This is a genomic window from Lutimonas sp., assembly GCF_051011215.1.
In the GTDB taxonomy this organism is placed as follows: Bacteria; Bacteroidota; Bacteroidia; order Flavobacteriales; family Flavobacteriaceae; genus Lutimonas.
This window is the reverse complement of record NZ_JBPCUJ010000122.1, coordinates 1-23280: the sequence shown is the minus strand read 5'-3', so window position 1 is coordinate 23280 and position 23280 is coordinate 1. Positions and strand designations below refer to the sequence as shown.

Below are 23280 nucleotides of genomic sequence, written 5' to 3'. Positions count from 1 at the left end.
TTAATTGTACATGTCTAAATTCTGGATCACAAAGGTACCCAAATCTCTTCCCTGTTTAACTCCAACTTCTACAGCAGCTCTGTAATGTATGCCTCCATACATGCGACTGATCGCGGCTTCATCTGCCGCCTTGTTAAAGGATTCGAAATGCCTTACCGGAAGTCCATATGGTAGTTCTGTATCGTCTGCAAACTTAAAATTATCTCCAAAAATATCGGTCAAGGCGATCGCTGCCGCTCCAGAGGCCACTGAGTGCCCGCTTACGTATTCAGGAAAAGGAGGAGTCTGTAAAACAGGCTTCCAGGCATCGTCGATATGTTCGTTAATCAAGGTTTCAGGTCGGATCAAATTGCTTCGATATTTCTCGTCCCAACAACTGATAAAGGCATCTGCAATGGCCACTGCTGTTTTGGTATAGGCATAAACAGTATCATCAAAATCGTAATTGCTTTGTCTGCAGGCTATTTTTGTTATACCGATCCAATGTGCACCAGGGGTAATCTTTTTGGTAGCGAACATAAGGTGACCCCGGGAAACTGAAACATAAGGATTACAATCCCAAAACTGGGCAATGGCAACTTCTTCAGAATCATCTCCGCCTTTTGTGATTGCATTACTAATATCATAGACTTCCTTTAATTCCTTGTAGAAATCAGATTCCTGTTCCATACTAAAAGGTGGAGGTGGTACCGGTTTAAACTGGGCCGCGGAATCTATCACAAACGGCCTGATTTTATTCCAGTGAGGCTCAAGACCATCCATATAGGACGGTGGTGTTGGCTGCCATCGTGAAGGATCATCTGTGTTGACTGAAAATTTTGACATGGTTCGTGTTTGCTTATAATTGTCTTGATCCATCCAGTCGGCTATATGCCTGGCCACGTTTAAACCATAGGTTTTGGAAATTTCAAATTCTTTGGAATTCGTATCGTTCCAATTTTGGTATAGACTGTCTATGTACACTTGCATGTCATCTTCAGAGAAAATGAGTTTTTTATTCAAATTCATATGTGCAATCAAGGCAGCAAGTTGAAAGTTCACTCCTTCGGGAGCCGGGGGCGTGGTCCCTAAATTCGTTAGTTGATCTTCTAAAGAGGCGTATTTGGAATTTCCCTGGGCGATAATTTCATAGGCGGCAATACTGGGATATGAGAAAACTCTGCTTGCAACCGGTGGAGAAAAAATATCATGTACCATGATTTCTCCAACCTTATCAACTGAATGGTGAAAATCTTCAGCATTTATTAAAATGGGAGCTGATTTTTTTGAACAACTGAGTAAAAGTCCCAGGCTTATCAGAATAATAAGGTGCTTTTTCATGGTATGTTTTTCGTATTTTTTATTTTATATACTTGTGCCTGATCATTGTTAATGGTAATCAATAAATAGACATCATTTTTAAACGGAATGATATTCAAATGTCTGACTGATTTGCCCGAAAGATCTATTCCCATTTGATTTCCCAGCAGGATCTCCGTATTACTTTTGATCAGGGCAGCTGAGAAAGCATCAAACCTTCCATGGAAGGGCTGTACTCCAAAATAGTTTCCTGCAGTCAAGATGTCCTGCCTGCCATCACCATCAAAATCATATTTTAAAAAAGTGGTGATTGGTGCCACCTGTAAATGGTTGGGGAAAGGCACGAATTCAAAGGTTGAATGATTGTTTTTTAAATAACCCGATTGCAAGGTGTTGACCTGATATATCTGTGACTCTTTGAGTTTTACATCGTCGAACATCTGCGTTATAGTTTGGCCAGCAGCCTCCTGATAGGTACCGTATTTTTTTCTTAGTTTCACCATTTGACCGCTTAATTCATCGAAATTAGCAAGTGGATAGTAACCACCATTTTTTTCAATAGCCAGGATGGTTTCAGCAGTCCCGTTATCATCAAAATCCTGATAGTACATTTGCATTGGATTTTCCTTACTGGCTTTAAACTTGCTATTCATTCCCCAGTTGCCCATCAGATAATCAAGGTCTCCATCCTGATCGATATCAAACGGAATGATGGTTTGCCATAGACCACTTAGTATTGCTGGTGTGACCTGCACTTTTTTCAGGCCGGCATTATCATTTTTGAAAAAAACTGGTTGCATCCATTCGCCAACGACAATAAGGTCTTTGATCCCATCTGCATCAAAATCTGACCAAACAGCATCTGTCACCATGCCAAGTGATTTAAAACCCTTTGTTTCCTGTATCGTAAAGGCCCCATTCTCGTTGATGAGAAGGTAGGAATCCGGAGTTATTCCGAATTTTTTGGAGATAACGTGGTTTCCTATAAACAAATCGAGGTCTCCGTCCTGATCGATATCGTATTCTTTTACTACAGACGTATTGCCCGCATAGGTTGGTAATTCACTCTTTGAAAAAGAGCTGTCATTTTGAATAAAATAAGAATCACTCAGATAAGAGTTATTGGCTGAAAAGGCAGCTCCTCCCGTGCCTGAAAACAGGTCCATTTTACCGTCGCCGTTTAAATCGAGAATCAATGCAGACACATCTTCTTTAATGGAATCTTTTCTAAAATTACTTATTTTTATTTCTTCAAAAGCAGTGTCTTTTTGAATAAAGACTTTTGAAGGAACGCCATTGGACCCACCAAAAAAGACATCTGCTAAGGTGTCATTATTCAGGTCACCGACGGCAGTTGCAGGCTCTCGGTCTGACACCTTATAGGGAATCAGTTTTTGTCTGTTGAAATCGTTAAAAGGATTTTCTACATGGGTAAAATCAAGACCAAGGTTGTTGGTCGTTTTCTCAAAAATATGCTTATTTTCTGGATTCAAAATTCGGTAATCAAAAGGCTCGTTTCGATCAGGTTTAATACGGAGGGTTTGGTTGGTGTTGATATCAGTAAGTAACTGACTTGTTTTATCAGGCCAGATGATTCGCAGGGAATCGACCTTGCTTTCTTTTCCGTAGCCCAAATGAATGATTGGTTCCGAAGAGGCCTGAAAGCCTCTGGCTGTGTACAGCTCTTTGTATTGTAAAGTTCCCTGATGATAGGACAATACTTTTGTACCAATACCGAACGTATTCGGAGCAGGATAATCAAATGTAAGTTTTAGGAAATTTGCCTTGTCATTTGTTTTATTAATATAAAGTGAAGCGGCATGGTCTATGTTATTGATGACGATATCCAGATCTCCGTCATTGTCCAGGTCGGCCAGTGCTGTGGCACCGGAATACAGGGTATCCTTCCTGGTCCATGAACCAGACATATCTTTAAAAACAAGGTCCTTACTTCCTTTAAAAATATAGTTATGGACCTTACCTGAAGGCATCATGTCTAACGCCTGCTGGTCTACCAGACGTGAATTATTGATTTTTTTCTGAATTTGATCATTCGAAATGAATTTGATAAAATCTAAGTTATTAGGTCTTTTGGGAATACCATTCGAAACAAAGAGGTCCTGTTCACCATCCTGATTGTAATCTGCCAGCAGACCGCTCCAACTCCAGTCGGTAGCTGCAACGCCACTTAGTAAGGCAGTTTCAGCAAAGTGGCCATCAGGTTGATTTATTTGCAACATGTTACGCGTAAATTGATAGTGATATCCGTATTGTTTTATGCGCAAATTGAGAATTTGCAAAGATTCATCTCCATCAGAAGATTTTAAGACTGTTTCGTCCTCAGGAAGCATGTCCAGCGTGAGTATATCCGGCCAGCCATCGTGATTAATGTCAGCAGCGTCGTTGCCCATGGAAAAACGTGTGGTATGTCCGAAAAAATCTTTGATTCTTTCAGAAAAGGTTCCATCTCTGTTGTTTAAATAATAATAATCATCTTCATGAAAATCATTACTAATATAAAGATCAGGGTAGCCATCCTGGTTAAAATCGGCTACTGAAACTCCCAATCCATAGCCATTGACACCTCCATAAATACCAGCTTCTTCGCTCACATCAGTAAAAATTCCATTGTCATTACGCATCAATTTATCACCTGTCTGATAATCTCTTTTTTCCCTCAATTCAGACCTTCCGAATGATTCCTGAGTATGAACGGCATGGTTTAAAATGTACATATCCAGGTCATTATCCAGGTCATAATCAAGGAAGACAGCTGAAGAACTATACGAATCTGCATCCAGTCCATATTGTCCGGCACTTTCCGTAAAAGTCAGATCTCCATTGTTGATATACAATTCATTATAGCCATTGAATCCATTGAGTCCAACTACGGCACAAACGTAAATGTCTAAATAACCATCTCCATTAACATCACCCATCACGGCCCCGGTGTTCCAGGTACTTTCTCCTGCAATTTTCGCCTTCTCGCTAATGTCTTCAAATTCCAGGTTACCTTTGTTCAGGTATAGTCGGTTTTTTACCTGATTGCCGGAGAAAAAAATGTCTGTGAGTCCATCCTGATTGATGTCTCCAACTGCAACACCACCACCATTATAGAAATACAGGTAATCAAGGATGTTGAGGTCATCTGTTTCCCTTATGGTATTTTCAAAATCAATCCCTGTTATATCCGCCTCAGGATTGCTGAATAAATCTCCTTCCTGACGGCCGCAACTCAGAAGCACTAAGGAAAGCACAACATAGATTGGTCCTCTAGTTATCAAATGCATATATCCTGGGTTTCTCATCATTAATGGCTGTAATTATAAAGGAGTTGTTATTTTTATCTTTGAACTGTTTTATGTGCTTTATTTCATTTCTGATATAGAACCCACTGCTGGCGTAGGTTTGCCATTCAAATTCCATTTTTCCATTCCCCAGTAAAACGCTGCCGTAATTGGCATCGATTCTCGAGTACTGTGGTTTAAATTCAAAATTATTTCCACCTAATATCAGATCGAGGTGGCCGTCTTTATTGATATCCACACAGGTAATGCCACAAACGCAGGATAATTGAACCCAATTGGGAAGTTCCTTTGTGGAAAATTTGCCATTTCCTTCATTGATGGCAATGATTGATTCACCCATGTTAGCTTCTCTCATAATTGATTTTTCGAAAACTTCGGCAGGGAACAGTTCATCAATACTTCGTTTGGCATATTCTGAGGCTTTTAAATTCTGTTTCTTTAAAGAGACCATTTGAGCAGTCAGTTCTTTTTTCATATGAATAGGGTAGTCTTTCCCATCAATGTTCCTGGTTACAATTTGTTCAAAGGTACCATTGTTGTCAAAGTCATTGATCCAGATTTTCATCGGTTGGTCTTTATTGGCCTTGTAAAGGGTATTGAGCCCCTGATTTCCAAGAATCAAGTCCATATCTCCGTCCTGATCTAAATCCGCGGATTCAACAACGTTCCACCAACCTTGGAGACTATCCAGGTCCGTAGACATAAAAGACAGCCTTCTACCGTTATTTTTATAGACTCTTGGACTGCCCCAGTCGGATACGGTAATCAGGTCTTTTTTTTGATCATTGTTGATATCTGTCCAGATAGCAGAGGTAATCATTCCGTCTTTTTTTAGATCATAGGCCAGTCTTTCGGTAGCGTCAGAAAAGGATCCATCTCCATTGTTTACAAGTAATAAATGATTGGGATTCAGGCCATAGACACCAACAATACTTCTTGCGCCAATAAAAACATCCATATCACCATCCATATCAAAATCTTCCGGACTGATGACTGACACATTTTTAAAATTAGAAGGAATGGATTTATCTGACAGGCTAAACTGTCCTTTACCATTGTTTAGATACAATCGTATTTTGTAGGACTTTTCTTCCCCGGTTTGATTTCCACCGGAACCGACCATGAGGTCGAGGTCACCATCAGCGTCAGCATCGAATAAAGAGGCTGCTGTATCCTCATAAAACTGATCATTTTCAAAGACGTTCTGTTTGGCAAGGGTTAATTTTCCAGCACCTTTATGCAGATAGATCAGTCCGGCCTGGTTTTTTGCGCCACCAATAAAAACATCTTCATTTCCGTCTCCGTCAATATCACCAATCGCTATTGCCGGTCCTTCCTGAGAGAGTTTCTTGGAAATCAGGCCTTCAAAGTCGAAATCATTGAAATTATTTTCCTTATGAGTGAGAAGTTTGTCATTGGAAATCTCCTGGAGTAATTTTTTTTGGACTTTTAATGCAGGAATCGTAAAAGTATCACTGGCATCTTTCTGATCGAAGGTCAGCAATTGATTGACCTCTATATTTGTGAGCTTGACGGTTTTATTATCAGGCCAGATGACTCTGATAGAATCCATTGTTTTTATTTCACCAAGTCCAATAGTCATTATATAGTCCATGGAAGATTGGAACCCTCTTGAGGGGATTAATTCTTGTAAAATGTTTGTTTTGTCATGGTAGAGATTCACTCTGGTACCAATGGCAAATGGATTTTTATCGTTCCCTTTGAACTGCAGGCGCAGGTGGTTGTATTCGTTTTGTTCATTCGATTTATTCTCATATAAGAAAGCCTTCATATTGACATTGTTGATCACGAGATCAAGATCGCCGTCATTGTCAAGATCTCCATAGGCGGCACCGTTGGATAAACTGGGTTGCGCAAAACCCCAATTTTCAGTTTCATCGCTAAAGGTAATATCATGTTTATTTCGAAAGGCATAATTAGGTTGTGGAGAAATCGGCATTTTATCGATAATTGAATCGATGGCTTCTTTCTTGCCTGTCAATGCCATGTTCTGGATAATTTCGTTGGCAAAAAAATCGACAAAATCCAAATCTGTTAAATCGTGATTGATGCCATTTGTTACATAAATGTCACGATAACCATCATTGTCCATATCAAATAACAGCCCTGCCCAGCTCCAGTCTGTTGCTGATACTCCGCTGTAATGCGCCGTTTCTGAATACGAGCCGTTTCCATTGTTAATTTGAAGCGTATTTTGGATATATTGTTGGTGAAAGTCTTTACTCTGTTTTAATTTAAAAATATTATAGCCTTCAAATTCCATGACGGATTTCACTCTTTGATCTCCTTCGGGTAGCATATCCGTTATAAAGATATCAGCCAGTCCATCATTATTGACGTCCGCCATATCAACTCCCATGGCAGACAGACAAAGATGTGAGGCCCAGTTTTTGATATCTTCCGTAAAAGTCCCGTCCTGATTATTAATGTATAGGTAATCTCTTTCGTAGAAGTCATTTGAAACATAAATATCCGGATACAAATCATTGTTGACATCACTGATCATAACCCCTAAACCAAAACCAATCAAACTGCCATAAATTCCGGCCTTTTCGCTTACATCAACAAAGACCCCATTTTTGTTTTCAAGCAGCATGTCTCCAACACCTTTAAAAATATCAGGCACCCCTTCCCAGTCCTGAGCCCTTACTTCTCTTTGCTCTGCATATCCCAAACTACTTACAGGAATGTTACTGTTATTCAAGATATAGGCATCCAGATCTCCGTCTTTATCATAATCAAAAAAGCTGGCATGGGTGCTGAATCCTGTTTTTGCCAGATTAAAAGTGGTAGCAGATTCAGTAAACGTAAGGTCTCCATTGTTGATATAAAGGTCATTATCATGATTGTTGCCTTCCATATTCCCTGCATTGCTTACATAAATATCCAGAAGTCCGTCAGCATTGATATCGACCATGTTTACACCAGTTGACCAGGGTTTGTTACCTGCGATTCCGGCAGTGTCTGAGATGTCTTCAAACTCAAAGTTTCCTTTGTTTAGAAATAATTTGTTCGGGCCCATATTGGCTGTCATATAAATATCTGCCAATCCATCATTATTGATATCACCAATGGCAACACCACCTCCATTGTAGAAATTTCTGTATTTGAAAATATTAAAGTTTTTTTGATTGACTACTTTGTTGTTGAAATCAAAACCAGTTTCTTCAGGTGTTCTTAAACTAAACAAAGGTCTGGCAGGCTCTTCTTTTTTTGCCATAGGTTTTTCAGCCTTCTTGCAGGAAGAGAAGGCAAAGAAGCAGGCAATCAAAAATGTAAAATACTTCATATTAATTTGATGTTGACTCATGTGTTTTAGTTGCTTTTAAAAAAACAGGACTGTCATTATTTAACGTGACTATAAGGTATGTTTCACCTTGGATCCTGATGCTGGAAATATCTCTGACCATACCGCGGAGGTCCAGATCCGCCTTTTGATCAGAGAAGAAATTACCTCTTGTGTCATTGATAAGTAATTCTCCATGACTGGCATCCAGCCTGCTTAATTGCGTATTGATATGGAAATCATTTCCGGCTAATAGAACGTCTGTAAATCCGTCCTTATTAAAATCTTCTAAATGTATCGATTTTACCGAAGACAATTGACTTGTAAACGGGAGTTTATGTTTTTTAAATGCAGCATCCCCTATATTTTCAAAATAGCAACTGGAAAGTTCAAATACTTCCAGTAGCTGCGCTTTATCGATGATTTTTTTGTTGAACAGGTCTTTAAAATCGGCTGCAGCAAAATCCGCATAAGACAAAAACTTTTTATTAAGAGAAGGAAGCTGTTTGGCGAGCTCATCTTTGGATGAAAACACTGTTTTCTCCCCTTGGTCAAAATAGGTCATGATGGACTCTTCCTTGCCGTTTAAATCAAAATCTGAAATATACAATTGCAAAGGTTCTGATGAACTAGCCCTCAATCTTGTATTGATCCCCCAGTTTCCGGCAATGAAATCCAGGTCCCCGTCTTTATCAAAATCAGCTACGGCGATGCGGTTCCATAAGCCATTTGATTTATTCAGACCTTTATATTCTGCTCTTTTAAAGCCTTGTTTCGAATTGAGAAATATGCTAATTGGCATCCAGTGCCCCAGAACGATCAGATCTTTTAATCCATCGGCATTTACATCGCTAAAGGCCAGGTCTTCTACGAGCCCTGCCTGGGCAAAGGAATCTGCTCCATCGGTCTTATCTATATTGAAGTTTCCGAATCCGTCGTTGAGCAGCAGGTAATTGGTGGCAGGTTGTCCAAATTTTCTGGGAAAGGCATTGGCCCCAATAATCAGATCCATATCGCCATCCGAATCGATATCAGCCGCTTTGACCACTGAAGCATTGACTTCAATCTCGGGAAAGTTCATACTGAGCGTAAAAATCCCTTGTTCATTAATAAATAACAGGGGATGTAATTCTTTACCTCCTATATATTCATTACCACCAGATACTGTAAGAAGATCGAGGTCGCCATCATTGTCGGCATCAAAAAGAACATTGTCAGTTTCCTCATTGTCTTTAACCAATGTAAATTCTGGTTGTGAACTTTCCTTAAAGTGACCTTCCCCATCTTGCAGGTATATGGATGAAGCTTGTCTTTTGCCTCCTCCTACGTAAAAATCTTCCAGGCCATCATTGTTTATATCGGCCACAGAAATTTTAGGACCTTCAGTTCCTTTTGAATATGGTATCAAGGGTTCCCTGCCAAATTCGTAGGAAGTGGGTTCCTGATGCCTGGCTTCAGAAGAAATTGCGACAGGCTTCAAGGCTATTGTTGGTAATTTAGTTTTTAACGGAAGGGGTGAGGCCTTCTGATAGTCGAATGTTACTTTGGTGTTTGCTGCAATATTTGTCAATAACTGAGTTGAACCACCAGGCCAATGAATTCGTATTGAATCTACGGCATTTCTCGGTCCGATCCCTACGGTCATTTCAGAGGCCATGGCAGACAAGTATCCTCTGCTGCTATAGTTCTCCATAAAAATGGATAAACTGTCGCTAAAAACCGTTATTTTGGATCCGATCCCAAGGGTGTTTTTATTGGGGCCTTTGAGAATAAACTGAATCGAATTGTTCGCGCCTTTATCCGATTTATTCTCAAGAATAAAGGCTTTTTCATTGACATTGCTGACCACAAGGTCCTGGTCTCCATCATTGTCCAGATCGGCATAAATACTTCCATTGCTAAAGGATGGCAATTCTTGGAACCAATTGGCCGTTTGGTTGGAAAAGCGATTACCATCCTTGTTTTTGAAAAAGTAATTGGAAAGCATTCGCTGAGGTAATTGCTCAGTGAATTTCAGATCTTTTTCCTCCATGCCCTGTTCCAATTGCTTTTGAATTTTTTTGTCGGCTATAAAGTTGATAAAATCCATATCATTGGTGGCGCCGATGATACCATTTGAAATAAAAACGTCCTTATACCCATCGTTATCCAGGTCAACGATTAACGGTGCCCATGACCAGTCTGTTGCTGCAAGCCCTGCCGCGAAAGCAGTTTCCTGAAAGAACTTTCCTCGCCCGTTGCGCAGTAAACTGTTTTGCATGTATTGTGGTCGATAGCCATTGTTAAGATATTGATCGTAAATGGCATTGTTATATTCCCGCCCTGATGTTTTATAGGCTTTTAAGTTTTCGGGCAACATATCCAAGGAAATAATATCGGTCCAGCCATCGTTGTTAATATCAGCAATATCATTTCCCATAGAGAAATGACTGGTATGTCCTACATGTGTCTGGTCAGCGGTGATCAATTCTTTAAAAGTACCATCCTTTTGGTTGACATATAAATAATCATTTTCAAAAAAGTCATTCCCTATATAGATATCCGGATAGCCATCATTGTTGACGTCACTAATACCTATGCCCAGTCCGTAGCCAATTTTTCCTTGAAAGATTCCAGATGTTTTGCTCACATCGAAATAAACACCTTCTCTGTTCTCAAATAGTTGATCTCCTGCCAGGGAATCTATTCGTTGTCTTGAAGAACCCTTTCCATAGGTTCTGTTCGGATAAACGGAATGGTTGAGTAAAAACATATCCAGGTCTCCATCGATATCATAGTCGAAAAAAGCTGCCTGAGTGGCAAAACTGGTTACATCTAAATGGTATTTAGCGGCTTCTTCTTTGAATTCAGGAATGCCATCAAGGTTGATTCCCTGATTTACGAACAAAAAGTTTCGTCCGGAAATACTTTTAAACTGACCGACTTTACAGACATAAATGTCTAACAGGCCGTCATGATTGATATCCACAACTGTCACACCGGTTGTCCACCCACTTTCATTGACGATGCCTGACTCATTTGTAATATCCATAAAATGTAGTGCTCCGGCATTGAGGTAGAGGCGATCGGCCACCTGGTTCCCTGTAAAATACAGGTCGATGAATCCATCATTGTTAAAATCACCAGAAGCAACGCCACCTCCATTATAGTAATATAAATAGGTGAGAATATTTAATTCAGGATCGGGGCTCAACTTGTTGTTGAAATCTATTCCAGTGTCTTTTTTTAATTCAAATAACCTGGAACTTTTATATGTACAGGAGGAGCTGCAAAAAAGGACCACTAAACAGAGCAGGACAGCAATAAAAAGATTGCTGCCAACATCAGTTTTCCCGCTTAGTTGGTTTGAGTTCACTATTGTTAAGTGCCAGATTTTATGGTCTTTAAGTAGTATTTGTGTTGTTTTGATTTTTTTGAAATTCCAAATTGAATTTAAGAATAAAAAAAGCCAACAAATGCTGGCTTATTTTCACCTTATCTCTCAAATAATGTATGAAATTTCAGCTAATTTAAATCATTAATTCTTACTTTGGCTCTAATGATAGTTTAAAAAGATTAAGCAAAAGTTAAAATGGTTAATCAAATATTAATAAAGAGGATTGCCGAGCGCATCTGGCTTTAGAAATGAATAAAAAACACATCTATATTACGTTATTTATCATCGCTATAGTTGGTCTTTCGTTTATTCAATACCAATATTTTAGAATAGGATTAAATCTGGCCAGTGTTCAATTCAATCAGAAGATGGGAGATGCTGTGAAGGATATTAAACAAGGATTGTTCCAAAGAAATGAATTGACGTTTCTAACGGCCTCTGCACTGAAAGGTAATTCAGGAAGTTTTAAACTAAGTCAGGATAGTTTGCAAGATGCATCGATCTATTTTATTCAGGATTTTCTACAGCAAAAATTAGTGCAAAATGGGGTAAAGACGGAATTCTCTTTTTCCTTGTATGATGCAGATTCTACAGTGATTCTTCACTCCACGAATGTCTTTGAACAAGAAGATAAGTTATTGATTTATCCGATTGTTCTTGAAGGATATTTACCGGATGTGATGAAGGAGAAAATGGTACTTTCCATACAGTTTAGAAATGTTAATCGTTACTTTCTTTCTCAGATCAACGGCCTGACCATTCCCAGCATCGTTTTTCTGATCATCATTATTGTTGTGATTTTATGGGTATACAGAGCTTTTTATTTACAGAATAACCTGATTGTCACCACCAATGAATTTATCAATAACTTGACCCATGAACTAAAAACTCCTGTTTTTTCGATAGGCGTGGCATCAAAATTATTGGAGGCGAAGGGGCATGAAGATTCAAAAGAATTGATAGTAATGATACGAGAGCAGGTGGGTAAATTGAAAGGACAGATTGATAAGGTATTGGAATTAGGAAGTATAGAAGAAAAAAAAGGTTTTGTACAAAGCAAGCCCGTTGATATGCAACTGGTGTTGAAAGAAGTTGTGCAGAATTTTCGGCAGCAGGCAGTACTCAATAATTTTACATTTAAAAGCAATATCGATGAGAAGCCTATAAAGTTGCAAGGTGATGCGTATCATCTGGAAAATGCCATAAGCAGCCTGGTAGACAATGCAGTTAAATATTCAGGTGATATCGTTGATATTACGTTGGATGCCAGGGAAAGTAAAGGTTTGCTGGAAATAAAGATTTCGGATAAAGGTATCGGAATCAGTAAGGTGGATCAAAAAAAAATTTTCGATAAGTATTATCGAGTAACAGATGGTGATTTGCACAATGTAAAAGGGCATGGCTTGGGATTGCATTATGTAAAACGAATTGTACATTTGCATAAAGGAAGTATCAAACTTAAAAGTGAGCCTGGTAAAGGAACTACTTTTACCATAGTGTTGCCATTGAAGTAGTATGTCAGAAAATCGAAGAATTTTATTAGTTGAAGACGATCAATCACTAGGATATCTTTTGTCAGAATATCTGGAAATGAAGGATTTTGATGTCAAATGGGTTAAAAATGGAGTGGAAGCTTTGCTCGAGATCGAAATCTATCCGTTTGACCTGGCTATATTGGACGTCATGATGCCCGAGATGGATGGCTTTACCCTTGCCAGGGAGATTCGATTAAAACACAGCGATACCCCTTTTCTTTTTTTGACAGCTCGCTCGATGAAAGTCGATGTATTAAAAGGGTTCTCTCTGGGTGCAGTAGATTACCTTAAAAAACCAATTGATGAAGAAGAACTCGTAGTTCGCTTAAACAATTTGCTTGAAAGATTATCGATAGGGAGGGAGCTGCATAAGGTAAAACCGTTAATGGATCAATCTATCGGGTCTTACGTTTATTCATCTCACCTTCATGAACTGAGGCATGAAGACGGGAGTATTCAAAAACTTACTCAACGTGAGTCCGATGTTTTGAATTTGCTATTGGAACATAAAAATGAGTTGTGTTCCCATAAAGAACTCTTGAATACCTTATGGGGGAAAAGTGATTTTTTTTCCCGAAAAAGTTTGAATGTTTTTGTTTCCCACTTGAGAAAGTATTTGTCAAAAGACACATCGATACGCATAGAAAATCAGCATGGGAAAGGTTTTATTTTTCGGCTAGACCAATCGTGAATTTATTAGAACAAAAAAAAGGCTCCCAAGGGAGCCTTTTATATATTTGATTGATATTCTAATCATTAATTGTAACCAGGGTTTTGTTCCAGTTTCGTATTTGATAAAAGGGCATTTGAAGGAATCGGGAATAAGTTTTTATTTACATCTCCGACTGCACTTTCATCTTTAAATTCCCAATTTCTTGTAAACTGTCCTAATCGTACCATATCAGTTCTTCGTACGAATTCATGGTATAATTCACGTCCTCGTTCATCGAGGAATATTTCATCAGATAAAGAACCCAGGTTTTGAGCACCACGTAAGGTACGTAACTCATTAACCATTCCAAGAGCATCTCCACCTTGTCGATACATAGCCTCGGCTTTCATCAGGTGAGCATCGGCATATCGGAAGATAATTTGATGACTCACAAAGGCGCCATTAGCAGGGGTGTATTTAAGGGTACGAATCCCGGTAACTTCATTGTTACCTACCAATCCTGGAAGCTCTCTTGTGAACGCCAAAGGATTCCCATTTCTGTCTTTAATCGGTTGCCCGTCTTTGTCATATTGTTGTCCAATTAGCATTCCATAGCCAAATCCTAAGTTATCCTCATTGGCTGTATTTGCATCGGGAACCCATCCTCTTCTTTCTTCCTGACCATCTCCTGCATAATTAGAATTTTCTGGTCCTTCAAATAGATCATAGAATTCAGCTAAGGTAGAGAAGCCATTCCAACCGCCACCACCATTGTCAGGGTGGCCCATGTTATAATGAAGTCCGTTCCACATTCTGTTTCCAGAAGAGGCACCTACCCACCAAATAGTTTCGTTGTCCTGATCAGGTGTAAACAAGTCGAAAAAACCTGCCTGTAAGCCAAAACCATCTCCTTGAATATCGTCTACCAAGGTAATTACTTCTGCCAAGGCTTCAGCCGAAGGTGTCCCGGAACCTGTATATACACCAGAATTCAATAAGACTCTGGCTTTTAAAAACCTGGCTGCTGATTTATGTGCAAAGTTGGTCATGTCAGCATCAGGACCTGTTGCCGGAAGTGCACTGATCGCTTCATTCAGATCGTTTAAGATAAAGGCATATGCCTCAGCTCGCTTGAAAACTTTAGGCTCAATTTCCGGTCCTTCACCTGGCTCTCTAAAAGGAACCTGTCCGTATAGATCCATAATCCAGAACATAGAAAATGCTCTTAAAAATCTTGCCTCTGCGGCCTGAGCTGCTGTTGGACCTGATTTTTCATCTATAATTTCAGAAGCATTAAACACATTTTGATTCCATTGGTTCCAAACAGATAAAACGTAATTGTGAGATGGGGACCAGGTGTGCTGGTGTAATACTCTCCAAATTCCGTTATCACCCCAGTCAGTACCTCTTGTTGGTACAAAGGTTTCATCTGTTGACACTTCTGTCAGAGCAAAAAGATTGTCTTGCCCTTCCAAGTTTCCTCGAATATTATTATTCAAGTTTGTCAAACTTCCTGCCACATCGGCGACTCCATTAAATCCATCACCGCTTTCGGAAAAGATAGAATCTGTTTCTTTTATTTCAAGATCCGTACAGGATACAAGAAATATAGCAGCTAAGATGCCGAGAGACCCTATATTTTTAATTTTATTTTTTAACATTTTTTTCATGACTTAATTTTTTAAAATACTAGATTTATTCCTAAAGTAAAGACTCTTGGTCTTGGGTAGGAAGTATAGTCTATACCTGCAGTTGGTAAATTATTCAATAAATCTCCTGAACCTGGATTGGTACTTAATTCAGGATCCAGTCCAGTGTAATCAGTAATAATGAATAGGTTTTGACCTGTTAAAGATAATCTTAATTTGTCAATTGCGCTCGTATCACTCAACATGAAGTCATACCCCAAGGTCATATTTTGAAATCTGAAGAAATCAGCTTTTTCCAAAAATCTTGTGGATACTGCAGCTTCCGCATTTCCAGCTTCACCGCTCACCAGTACATCTGGCGTCACATTACGTGCATTTGCAATTGCTCCAGCAGTAAAGAATGCGTTGGCAGTATTGTTATAAACATACCCTCCAGCCTGTCCGGTAAAGAACATGTTTAAATCCCAATTCTTATATCTTAAATTGGTATTTAAACCATAGTTGGTAGTAGGTAAAGCACTCTTACCTACAAAGGTCTGGTCATCACCAATAGGTTGTCCGTTTTCATCAAACCCTTCAAACTCTCTCAAGAAATAAGAGAATAATGGCTGGTCTTGCGCAAGGATCTGAGCATAGGCTCCTGATAATCCTTGTCCCCTGATCGTACCTGCGGGAATCTGTCCTGCGAAATCTTTGATTTCATTTTCATTGTAAGAGATGTTAAATCCTGCATCCCATGAAAAATCTTCTGTATCGAAGAAATCATAGTTGATGGAGAATTCAACCCCTTGGTTGATCACAATAGCATCTAAATTCTGGAAAAAGAATGGCTGAGGAGATGGCTGTGCGGCCTCAATTCTCAACAACAGATCATTCGTTTCAGAGTAATAGATATCAAAAGTAGTCGTCAATCTGTCAGCTGCCAGTCCGAAATCAATTCCAAATCCATAAGAAGTTGTTTCCTCCCATTTTAGATCTGGATTTGCAAAGGCTACTGCTGATGTACCTGGTGTATTGATTTCACCATTGTCAGCGATTCCAGGTCCGGCAAAACGCTCTCTACGAATGAAGTTACCATGTCCTAGACCTTCTTGGTTACCTGTAATACCCCAACTCAATCTCGCTTTCAATGTCGAGACATTATCACCGATAAAATCTTCCTCATTTACTTTCCAAGCAAATGCTGCAGATGGGAATACCCCGTATTGATTATCTGAACCAAATCTTGAAGATCCGTCAATTCTTACGGTAGCAGTAAATAAATACTTATCTCTGATCGTGTAATTGGCTCTCGTAAAGAAAGATTGTAATTCATCAGTATAATCATAGTAGTCGCTCCAGAAAGATCTTACACTTGTGTCTGCAAAACCTGCAATCGGTTCTGAAGATGGTTCTGGAAATAATCTGTTTACAAAAGAATTACCGTTTGGATCTGCAATACCAAATTGCTGGTAAGAACTACCTGCCAGTAATTGCTCTACTGCACTTACTGAAGTTCTTAGGGCTCTTGCCATATCATTCATATTAGAGGTATTATAACCCCATCCTTGTGCAGTATTTCCTTTTTGTACAAAATCCTGATAAGAATAACCACCTAACAAATTCAATCTTGAATTCTCCCAGTCCTTATCCCATGTTAAGGTGAGTTCCATTAATTTACTTGAAGCTTCTGCATCTGAGAATGCTCCTAAACCATTATCTTGTGACCCTCGATCCAGATTTCTGGAAGCAGGTGAAGTATTCGATTCTCTCAAAGAATTTGATTTGTCATAACCAAGAGTCAGTTTACCAACTAATCCTGGTAAGAACGCATAATCTGCTGAAAAGTTAATTAATACCCTATCAGTTTCAGTAAGACTTTGCGTATAAGCCAACATATTTGCTGGATTAATCTGACCTCCAGTATCTATGTCGGGATCGTTGGCCCAAGTTGGGTTGGCGGAATAAGCAGCTCCCAAAAGGTCACCACGAAATCCTGCACTACCAGACAGGGCAGGTTGTTCTTCATTTACCTGAGATAAGGTAGATTGAATACTAAGATTCAATTTATCATCAAACAATCTTTGAAACCAGTTAATTCTTCCAGAGGATCTCTGTAAACCTGAATTTTTCAGGACTCCCTGAAGATCCTGGTAACCTAGCGTTCCTCTAATAGAACCTGATGAATAATTGTAATTGTAAGAAAGACTTGTATCATGCGAGAAAGAATCTCTGGTTACAACATCTTGCCAATCAGTTTCAGATCCAAAATCTTGATCATCCGGGTTTCCACCGAACTGCTCAACCGCATCAAGGAAATCTTCTGCATTTAACAAATCATAACTATTAGCCGGTGTAGAATAACTTAATCCTGTATTGAATTCAAATTGTCCGCCCTGTCTTCCTTTACCACTCTTTGTAGTGATAATAACAACACCATTCGCACCCCTGGATCCATAGATAGCGGTTGCCGAGGCATCTTTCAAAACACTCATGCTTTCAATATCATTTGGATTCAAGAAACTCAAAGGGTTACTCGATACACTTGAACCAAAACCAACGTTCGGTCCTTCTGGTGGTGCTGCACCTGTCAAAGGCACACCATCTACCACGTAAAGAGGATCATTGTTTGAACGAATTGAGTTCGTTCCACGAATTCTAATGGCAATACCGGCACCTGGTTCTCCACTTGACTGGACGGTTTGAACACCGGCAACTTTACCCTGAATTAATTGTTCGGCAGACGCAATTGCTCCACCATTAAAGTCATCTGAACTAACTGAAGCGACAGCTCCTGTTGCGTCCTTAACTGTTGTCGTACCATAACCGATAACGATGACTTCGTCCAGAGCTTCACTGTCTGTTTCCATAACCACGTTGATGGTGGTTTGTCCGTTTACGGTAACTTCTTGAGTTACAAAGCCCAGTGAACTGAACTCCAAAACTGCATCGCCACTTAAATTGTCGAGAGAATAGTTTCCATCAAAATCGGTAGAAGCCCCATTTGATGTTCCCTTAACAATTACATTCACCCCGGGTAATGGTCCCTCATCACCCGTTACTGTTCCACTAACTGTCTGAGAATAGGCTATTCCTGCAAACAGGAATATACTCGCAAACACTAATTGTTTGAGTAAATTAAATTTCATAATTATTTTAAATTAGTTATTATTTGAGAAGTCAAATTCTAAACAAAAAAACACACTTCAAGGTCCCATTTTTGTGTGATTTTAGGAAGGATATTTATTTGAAAAAGAATTAGACAGTGGAAATATAAGAAAATTATTTAGGTAAATTAACCTTCTATTAATAAAAAAACATGTTTTATTGCGAAAAGTGACTCTAAAAACACGAAATTCTGATTATTATGCAATAAAAATTAGGAATCTAATAATTGGAGGAGCTCAATTTCTGCATTATCAACCATCGCAGTTGCGCCTGCTTTACTAGCTACTATCGATCCCATGGCACAGGAAAAATCTAAGGCTGATTGAGGTTCTACTTTGGTCAATGTTTTGTAAATCAGGCTGGCAAGAAAAGAATCACCGGCTCCGACCGTGTCTTCAACCTTCACCTTATATCCTTTATTCCTGTAAAACATAGAATCTGTGAAAAGAAGTGCTCCTGCGGAACCAAGCGTAACACAAATATGATCGGTTTTGGTCAGTGAGGACAAATACCTGATTTGAGCCTTCATTCCTTTGACTGAAACATTCAAAAAATGAAAAATTTCATCAAGTTCTTCGTCATTGAGCTTGATAAGATCGGCCTGATGCATGAATTTCATAATTGATTCCATTTGGTAAAAAGGAGCGCGCAGGTTGGCATCAAAAACGCTGAATGTAGCTTCTTCGATATATTTCAACAAGGTGGCTCTGGTGGTAGAATTTCGGCAGGCCAGACTACCAAAAATAAAGGCATCTGATTCGGAAATACGAAGGGTGTCACTTTGACGGTGATAAATATGGTCCCAGGCTACCGGTTCTGAGATGGTATAGGTCGCAGTATTGTTTTTATCAAGATGAACAAGCACATTTCCTGTTGGATGATTGACATGTCTTTGAATGCCATTAGTTGACACTTTTTTTTCATCGAGAAACCGGATTAAATTTGTGCCTTCACTATCCTCTCCTATGCTGCTGATAATGTGCACATTGGCTCCTAGAGAATGCAATCTTAAAGCTACGTTTAAAGGCGCACCACCCACCACTTTTTTAGCTGGAAAAATATCCCAAAGCGTTTCACCAAAACAGACAATATTGGGTTTCATGACCTATTCTTTTTTCGTTAATAATTTCTCTAATTCTTCCAATGGAACCCCTTTGGTTTCCGGCATCATAAACTTGACAAATAACAATTGGAGCACCATCATAAAAGCAAAAATAGCGAATACTGTACCTGGTCCTATGGTGCTGAATAAAAATGGAACCATGGATGGAATAATTGCTGCCAATACCCAATGTGTGCTGGTTCCGAAGGATTGACCTGCCGCCCTGAGTTGGTCCGGAAAGACCTCAGAAATAAAGACCCAGATGACGGTTCCCTGACCTATCGCATGAGAGGCAATAAAGACAAATAGGAAAATAGGTACCGCGATTCCTTCCCATTCAAAAAAGAAAGCCATTGCTACCAAAGACAAGGAAATGATATAACCAACGGATCCTATATACATTAATTTCTTTCGCCCCAGTTTGTCTATCAGAGAAATACCAATTAAGGTAAATACCATATTGGTCACACCAATACCAATTGAACTTAAGAGGGCCGTGCTTTCTCCTAAGCCAGCCTCTTGAAATATACGCGGGGCATAATATAAGAAGGCATTGATACCTGACAATTGGTTGAAAAATGCAATTAAAAAAGCCAGGATTAAAGGGAATCGGTATTTTTTCATAAAGATGGTCTCATTGCTGCTGTGATGATCAGATTGACTTTCTTCAATGTCATTCATGATCTTTTCAACGTCCTCACCAGGATTTAATAAGGCCAGTGTTTTGGAAGCTTCTTCTCGACGACCATTGAGCAAGAGCCAGCGAGGACTTTTTGGAACCGTTAGTACAAGAATGGTATAGATAAAGGCCGGAATAGCTTCAACTCCCACCATCCATCTCCAGGCATTTTCTCCTACATTACTCAATAAATAATTAGAAAGGAAGGCAATTAAAATTCCCAAAACAATATTGAACTGGTAAAAACCAACCAAACGTCCCCTGTCTTTGGCAGGAGCAATTTCCGATACATACGCCGGAGCGGCTACTGTTGAAGCTCCAACACCTAAACCTCCTATAAATCTAAAGGCAGCAAAGGTATAAGGATCGTTTACCATTGCTGAACCAATTGCCGAAATGGTATACAAAACACCAATCCAGATCAGGGTCTTTTTTCTGCCGATTTTGTTGGTGGGAATCCCACCAAACATAGCGCCAATGACCGTACCCCAGAGTGCCATGGCCATCACAACAGAACCGTGGAAAACATCAGAAGATCCCCATAATTCTTGCAATTGCTGATCAGCACCTGAAATGACAACCGTATCGAATCCAAAAAGGAATCCTGCTAAGGCCACAATAATGGACCATAAGGTGATTTTATTCATTCTAAATATTTTTTTGTTAGTGTCTCGTTTTTATTCTGAATATCAAATAGATTCTAAGACAAATACGCATTACATGGGTTTATTAAAGGCATGTCTGGCGTATGAGGCTAGGGCAAGATATAGAAATTAAATCAGACTTGTAAGTCTATAAAAAGGATTTTTTATCGGTTAATTTGGGTCATTTGTCGAATAATTTTCTGAAATAGATTCAATTAAATGAATTTTGTCAAAGATTTAAGCTCGAGGGATGCAGCAAGACACTCTCGAAATAACCTTGAAGAAAAATTTAGAGTATGTATAAGAAACTAGAATACAAAGAAGCAGGGAAATTTGAAGAAACCAGATTTGAGAAAATTCATAATGTGGTTTTTGACAATTCGAATATTGCATCCATTGCAGTAGCTCAGGAAATTGCAGATTTGATCAGAACCAAACAAGCTGATTATAAAAAATGTGTTTTGGGACTGGCAACTGGTTCTTCGCCTATTAAAGTTTATGAAGAATTGGTAAGGATGCATCATGAAGAAGGATTGAGCTTTAAAAACGTCGTTACCTTTAACCTGGATGAATACTACCCGATGACCAAGGAAAATACCCAGAGTTATTGGTATTTCATGCACGAGCATTTGTTCAATCATGTAGATATTTTACCAGAAAACATCAATATACCCAGTGGTGAAGTGAAGCCGGATGAGGTACATCAGTTTTGTATCGATTATGAATTGAAAATCAAAGAAGCCGGAGGCCTTGACTTTCAATTGTTGGGAATAGGACGTACAGGTCATATTGGGTTTAATGAACCTGGATCGCATTATAACTCCGGTACCAGAAACATAACTCTGGATCATATTACACGAATTGATGCTGCCACATCATTTTTAGGAATAGAACATGTGCCTCGAGTAGCGATTACCATGGGTATCGGAACCATTAGAAAAGCCAAAAGAATTGTATTGTTGGCATGGGGTGTGAACAAAGCCTCTGTGATTAAAGAGACCATTGAAGGAGAGATCACAGCAGATGTGCCTGCAACCTATCTGCAAAGACATGAAAATGTGACTTTTGTCTTGGATGAAGGAGCGTCAAATGACTTAACCCGTGTAAAAACACCCTGGTTGGTGAAGAATTGTATCTGGACAGATGACCTTATGGCAAAAGCCGTTGTCTGGTTGAGTAGTAAGCTGGATAAGTCCATCTTAAAATTGACAGATAAAGATTACAACTACCACGGGATGTCAAGTTTATTGGTCGAACAAGGGTCGGCTTATCAAATGAACATCAACATGTTCAATAAGTTACAACACACTATTACCGGCTGGCCAGGTGGAAAGCCAAATGCAGATGATACCAACAGACCGGAAAGAAATACGCCTGCAAAAAAACGTGTGATTATTTTTAGCCCGCATCCGGATGATGATGTCATTTCTATGGGAGGGACATTTGATCGGTTGGTCGAACAGGGACATGAAGTACATGTTGCTTATCAAACCTCCGGAAATATCGCTGTATCGGATGAAGAAGCTTTAAAGTTTGCCGAAGTATCTTTTGACCTTAACGGAGAAAAATCTTCAGCTTCAAAAATTATCAAAGACCTTGAAGCTAAAAAAGAGTATGATGTGGATAGTGCTGCGGTAAGAGGTTTAAAAGGTTTGATCAGAAGAAAAGAATCGGTAGCAGCTACCAGATATGTAGGAATACCTGATAGTCAGGTACACTTTTTAGATTTACCCTTCTATGAAACTGGGCGGGTGAAGAAGGATAAATTAAGTGAAAAAGATGTGGCCATCATGTGCGATATTATTACAGAGATAAAGCCACATCAGATCTATGCTGCCGGAGATTTAGCAGATCCACATGGAACGCATAAAGTGTGTTTGGATGCTTTATTTATGGCTTTGGATCAGTTAAAGCCTGAAAGTTATATGGACGATTGTTGGGTATGGCTGTATCGAGGTGCGTGGCACGAATGGGATATACACGATATTGAAATGGCCGTCCCAATGAGTCCAGATCAGGTTTTGAAGAAGAAACAAGCTATTTTTTATCACCAATCTCAAAAAGATGGTGTGATGTTCCAAGGTGATGATTCGAGAGAATTCTGGATGAGAGCTGAGGATAGAAATAAAGAAACAGCTAAAAAGTATAATAGTCTGGGAATGGCTGATTATGCAGCGTTTGAGGCTTTTAAGAGATATCATTATTAAGATTTTATTTGAGTATTTTTTGAAACCGTCTTTCAGAGCTTGTTGAAAAATAAAATTCTGGCTGACGGTTTTTTTATTGTTTTAAGAGAAGTTAAATTATTATTTATCAAATATGTATAGTAAATTATTAGTGTTTTTGTTCGTGGTGACACAGTTCATAGGTTGGGAAGCAGTATCTCAGGAAAATTCCAATGGGACAGAAAAGAATCAGGAAATGATCAATGAAGAAATTCATATCATGCCATGGCCTCAGCAAATCACTTCTAATTCGAGTAATTTTGAGATTGCCCCGGATTTTTCCATTTTCATTGAAGGAGAAATCAAGGAATCTTCCAGGATATTCAAGGCAACGACAAGTTTTATTCGATACATGAC

Annotated in this window: 12 protein-coding genes; 4 read left to right on the top strand and 8 right to left on the bottom strand. The window is 39.1% G+C overall.

The window, feature by feature from the left end:
• Genes ACR2MV_RS11720 through ACR2MV_RS11705 form a run of 4 tightly spaced genes read right to left on the bottom strand, consistent with a single transcriptional unit; the run spans window position 1 to window position 11269 of the window.
• Window positions 1-1320, bottom strand: coding sequence for a vanadium-dependent haloperoxidase (locus tag ACR2MV_RS11720; protein WP_434022104.1), 1320 nt, complete (start codon window positions 1318-1320; stop codon window positions 1-3).
• Window positions 1317-4589: a VCBS repeat-containing protein gene (locus ACR2MV_RS11715; RefSeq protein ID WP_434022103.1), complete on the bottom strand. Its 3273-nt coding sequence runs from the start codon at window positions 4587-4589 to the stop codon at window positions 1317-1319. The genes ACR2MV_RS11720 and ACR2MV_RS11715 overlap by 4 nt, the downstream gene beginning before the upstream one ends.
• The gene (locus ACR2MV_RS11710) at window positions 4573-7938 is read right to left on the bottom strand and encodes a VCBS repeat-containing protein (RefSeq protein ID WP_434022102.1); all 3366 of its coding nucleotides are present in this window, start codon (window positions 7936-7938) and stop codon (window positions 4573-4575) included. Before ACR2MV_RS11710 ends, ACR2MV_RS11715 begins: the two co-directional genes overlap by 17 nt.
• A complete protein-coding gene (locus ACR2MV_RS11705; RefSeq protein ID WP_434022101.1) occupies window positions 7919-11269 on the bottom strand; it encodes a VCBS repeat-containing protein in 3351 nt (1116 codons plus the stop codon). Before ACR2MV_RS11705 ends, ACR2MV_RS11710 begins: the two co-directional genes overlap by 20 nt.
• A gap of 269 nt (window positions 11270-11538) precedes the next feature.
• On the opposite strand from ACR2MV_RS11705, the gene ACR2MV_RS11700 reads away from it, so the two are divergent.
• On the top strand, window positions 11539-12804 hold the full coding sequence (locus ACR2MV_RS11700; RefSeq protein ID WP_434022100.1) for a sensor histidine kinase: 1266 nt from the start codon (window positions 11539-11541) through the stop codon (window positions 12802-12804).
• A 1-nt stretch (window position 12805) separates the two neighbouring features.
• The gene (locus tag ACR2MV_RS11695) at window positions 12806-13516 is read left to right on the top strand and encodes a response regulator transcription factor (protein WP_434022099.1); all 711 of its coding nucleotides are present in this window, start codon (window positions 12806-12808) and stop codon (window positions 13514-13516) included.
• 65 nt (window positions 13517-13581) lie between these two features.
• Here the strand turns inward: ACR2MV_RS11695 and ACR2MV_RS11690 are convergent, their stop codons facing one another.
• The 4 genes from ACR2MV_RS11690 to ACR2MV_RS11675 form a co-directional block, all read right to left on the bottom strand.
• Window positions 13582-15147, bottom strand: coding sequence for a RagB/SusD family nutrient uptake outer membrane protein (locus ACR2MV_RS11690; RefSeq protein ID WP_434022098.1), 1566 nt, complete (start codon window positions 15145-15147; stop codon window positions 13582-13584).
• An 11-nt stretch (window positions 15148-15158) separates the two neighbouring features.
• On the bottom strand, window positions 15159-18254 hold the full coding sequence (locus ACR2MV_RS11685) for a SusC/RagA family TonB-linked outer membrane protein (protein WP_434022097.1): 3096 nt from the start codon (window positions 18252-18254) through the stop codon (window positions 15159-15161).
• Window positions 18255-18484: 230 nt separating this feature from the next.
• Window positions 18485-19375, bottom strand: a complete 891-nt coding sequence (locus tag ACR2MV_RS11680; RefSeq protein WP_434022096.1) for a carbohydrate kinase family protein — start codon at window positions 19373-19375, stop codon at window positions 18485-18487.
• A gap of 3 nt (window positions 19376-19378) precedes the next feature.
• Window positions 19379-20701, bottom strand: a complete 1323-nt coding sequence (locus ACR2MV_RS11675) for a sugar porter family MFS transporter (RefSeq protein ID WP_434022095.1) — start codon at window positions 20699-20701, stop codon at window positions 19379-19381.
• A 293-nt stretch (window positions 20702-20994) separates the two neighbouring features.
• Between ACR2MV_RS11675 and nagB the strand changes: the two genes are divergently transcribed.
• Entirely contained in the window at window positions 20995-22905 is a 1911-nt protein-coding gene (nagB, locus tag ACR2MV_RS11670; protein WP_434022094.1) for a glucosamine-6-phosphate deaminase, read from the top strand.
• 112 nt (window positions 22906-23017) lie between these two features.
• Window positions 23018-23280 (top strand): hypothetical protein (locus tag ACR2MV_RS11665; RefSeq protein ID WP_434022093.1); only part of this gene is annotated, 263 nt, incomplete at its 3' end.

What these genes read in the sequence shown, in the direction of transcription:
- nagB (WP_434022094.1), top strand. Translation starts at nt 20,995, where the DNA reads ATGTATAAGAAACTAGAATACAAAGAAGCAGGGAAATTTGAAGAAACC.
- ACR2MV_RS11680 (WP_434022096.1), bottom strand. Translation starts at nt 19,375, where the DNA reads ATGAAACCCAATATTGTCTGTTTTGGTGAAACGCTTTGGGATATTTTT.
- ACR2MV_RS11675 (WP_434022095.1), bottom strand. Translation starts at nt 20,701, where the DNA reads ATGAATAAAATCACCTTATGGTCCATTATTGTGGCCTTAGCAGGATTC.
- ACR2MV_RS11695 (WP_434022099.1), top strand. Translation starts at nt 12,806, where the DNA reads ATGTCAGAAAATCGAAGAATTTTATTAGTTGAAGACGATCAATCACTA.
- ACR2MV_RS11720 (WP_434022104.1), bottom strand. Translation starts at nt 1,320, where the DNA reads ATGAAAAAGCACCTTATTATTCTGATAAGCCTGGGACTTTTACTCAGT.
- ACR2MV_RS11700 (WP_434022100.1), top strand. Translation starts at nt 11,539, where the DNA reads ATGAATAAAAAACACATCTATATTACGTTATTTATCATCGCTATAGTT.
- ACR2MV_RS11685 (WP_434022097.1), bottom strand. Translation starts at nt 18,254, where the DNA reads ATGAAATTTAATTTACTCAAACAATTAGTGTTTGCGAGTATATTCCTG.
- ACR2MV_RS11710 (WP_434022102.1), bottom strand. Translation starts at nt 7,938, where the DNA reads ATGAGTCAACATCAAATTAATATGAAGTATTTTACATTTTTGATTGCC.
- ACR2MV_RS11715 (WP_434022103.1), bottom strand. Translation starts at nt 4,589, where the DNA reads ATGCATTTGATAACTAGAGGACCAATCTATGTTGTGCTTTCCTTAGTG.
- ACR2MV_RS11690 (WP_434022098.1), bottom strand. Translation starts at nt 15,147, where the DNA reads ATGAAAAAAATGTTAAAAAATAAAATTAAAAATATAGGGTCTCTCGGC.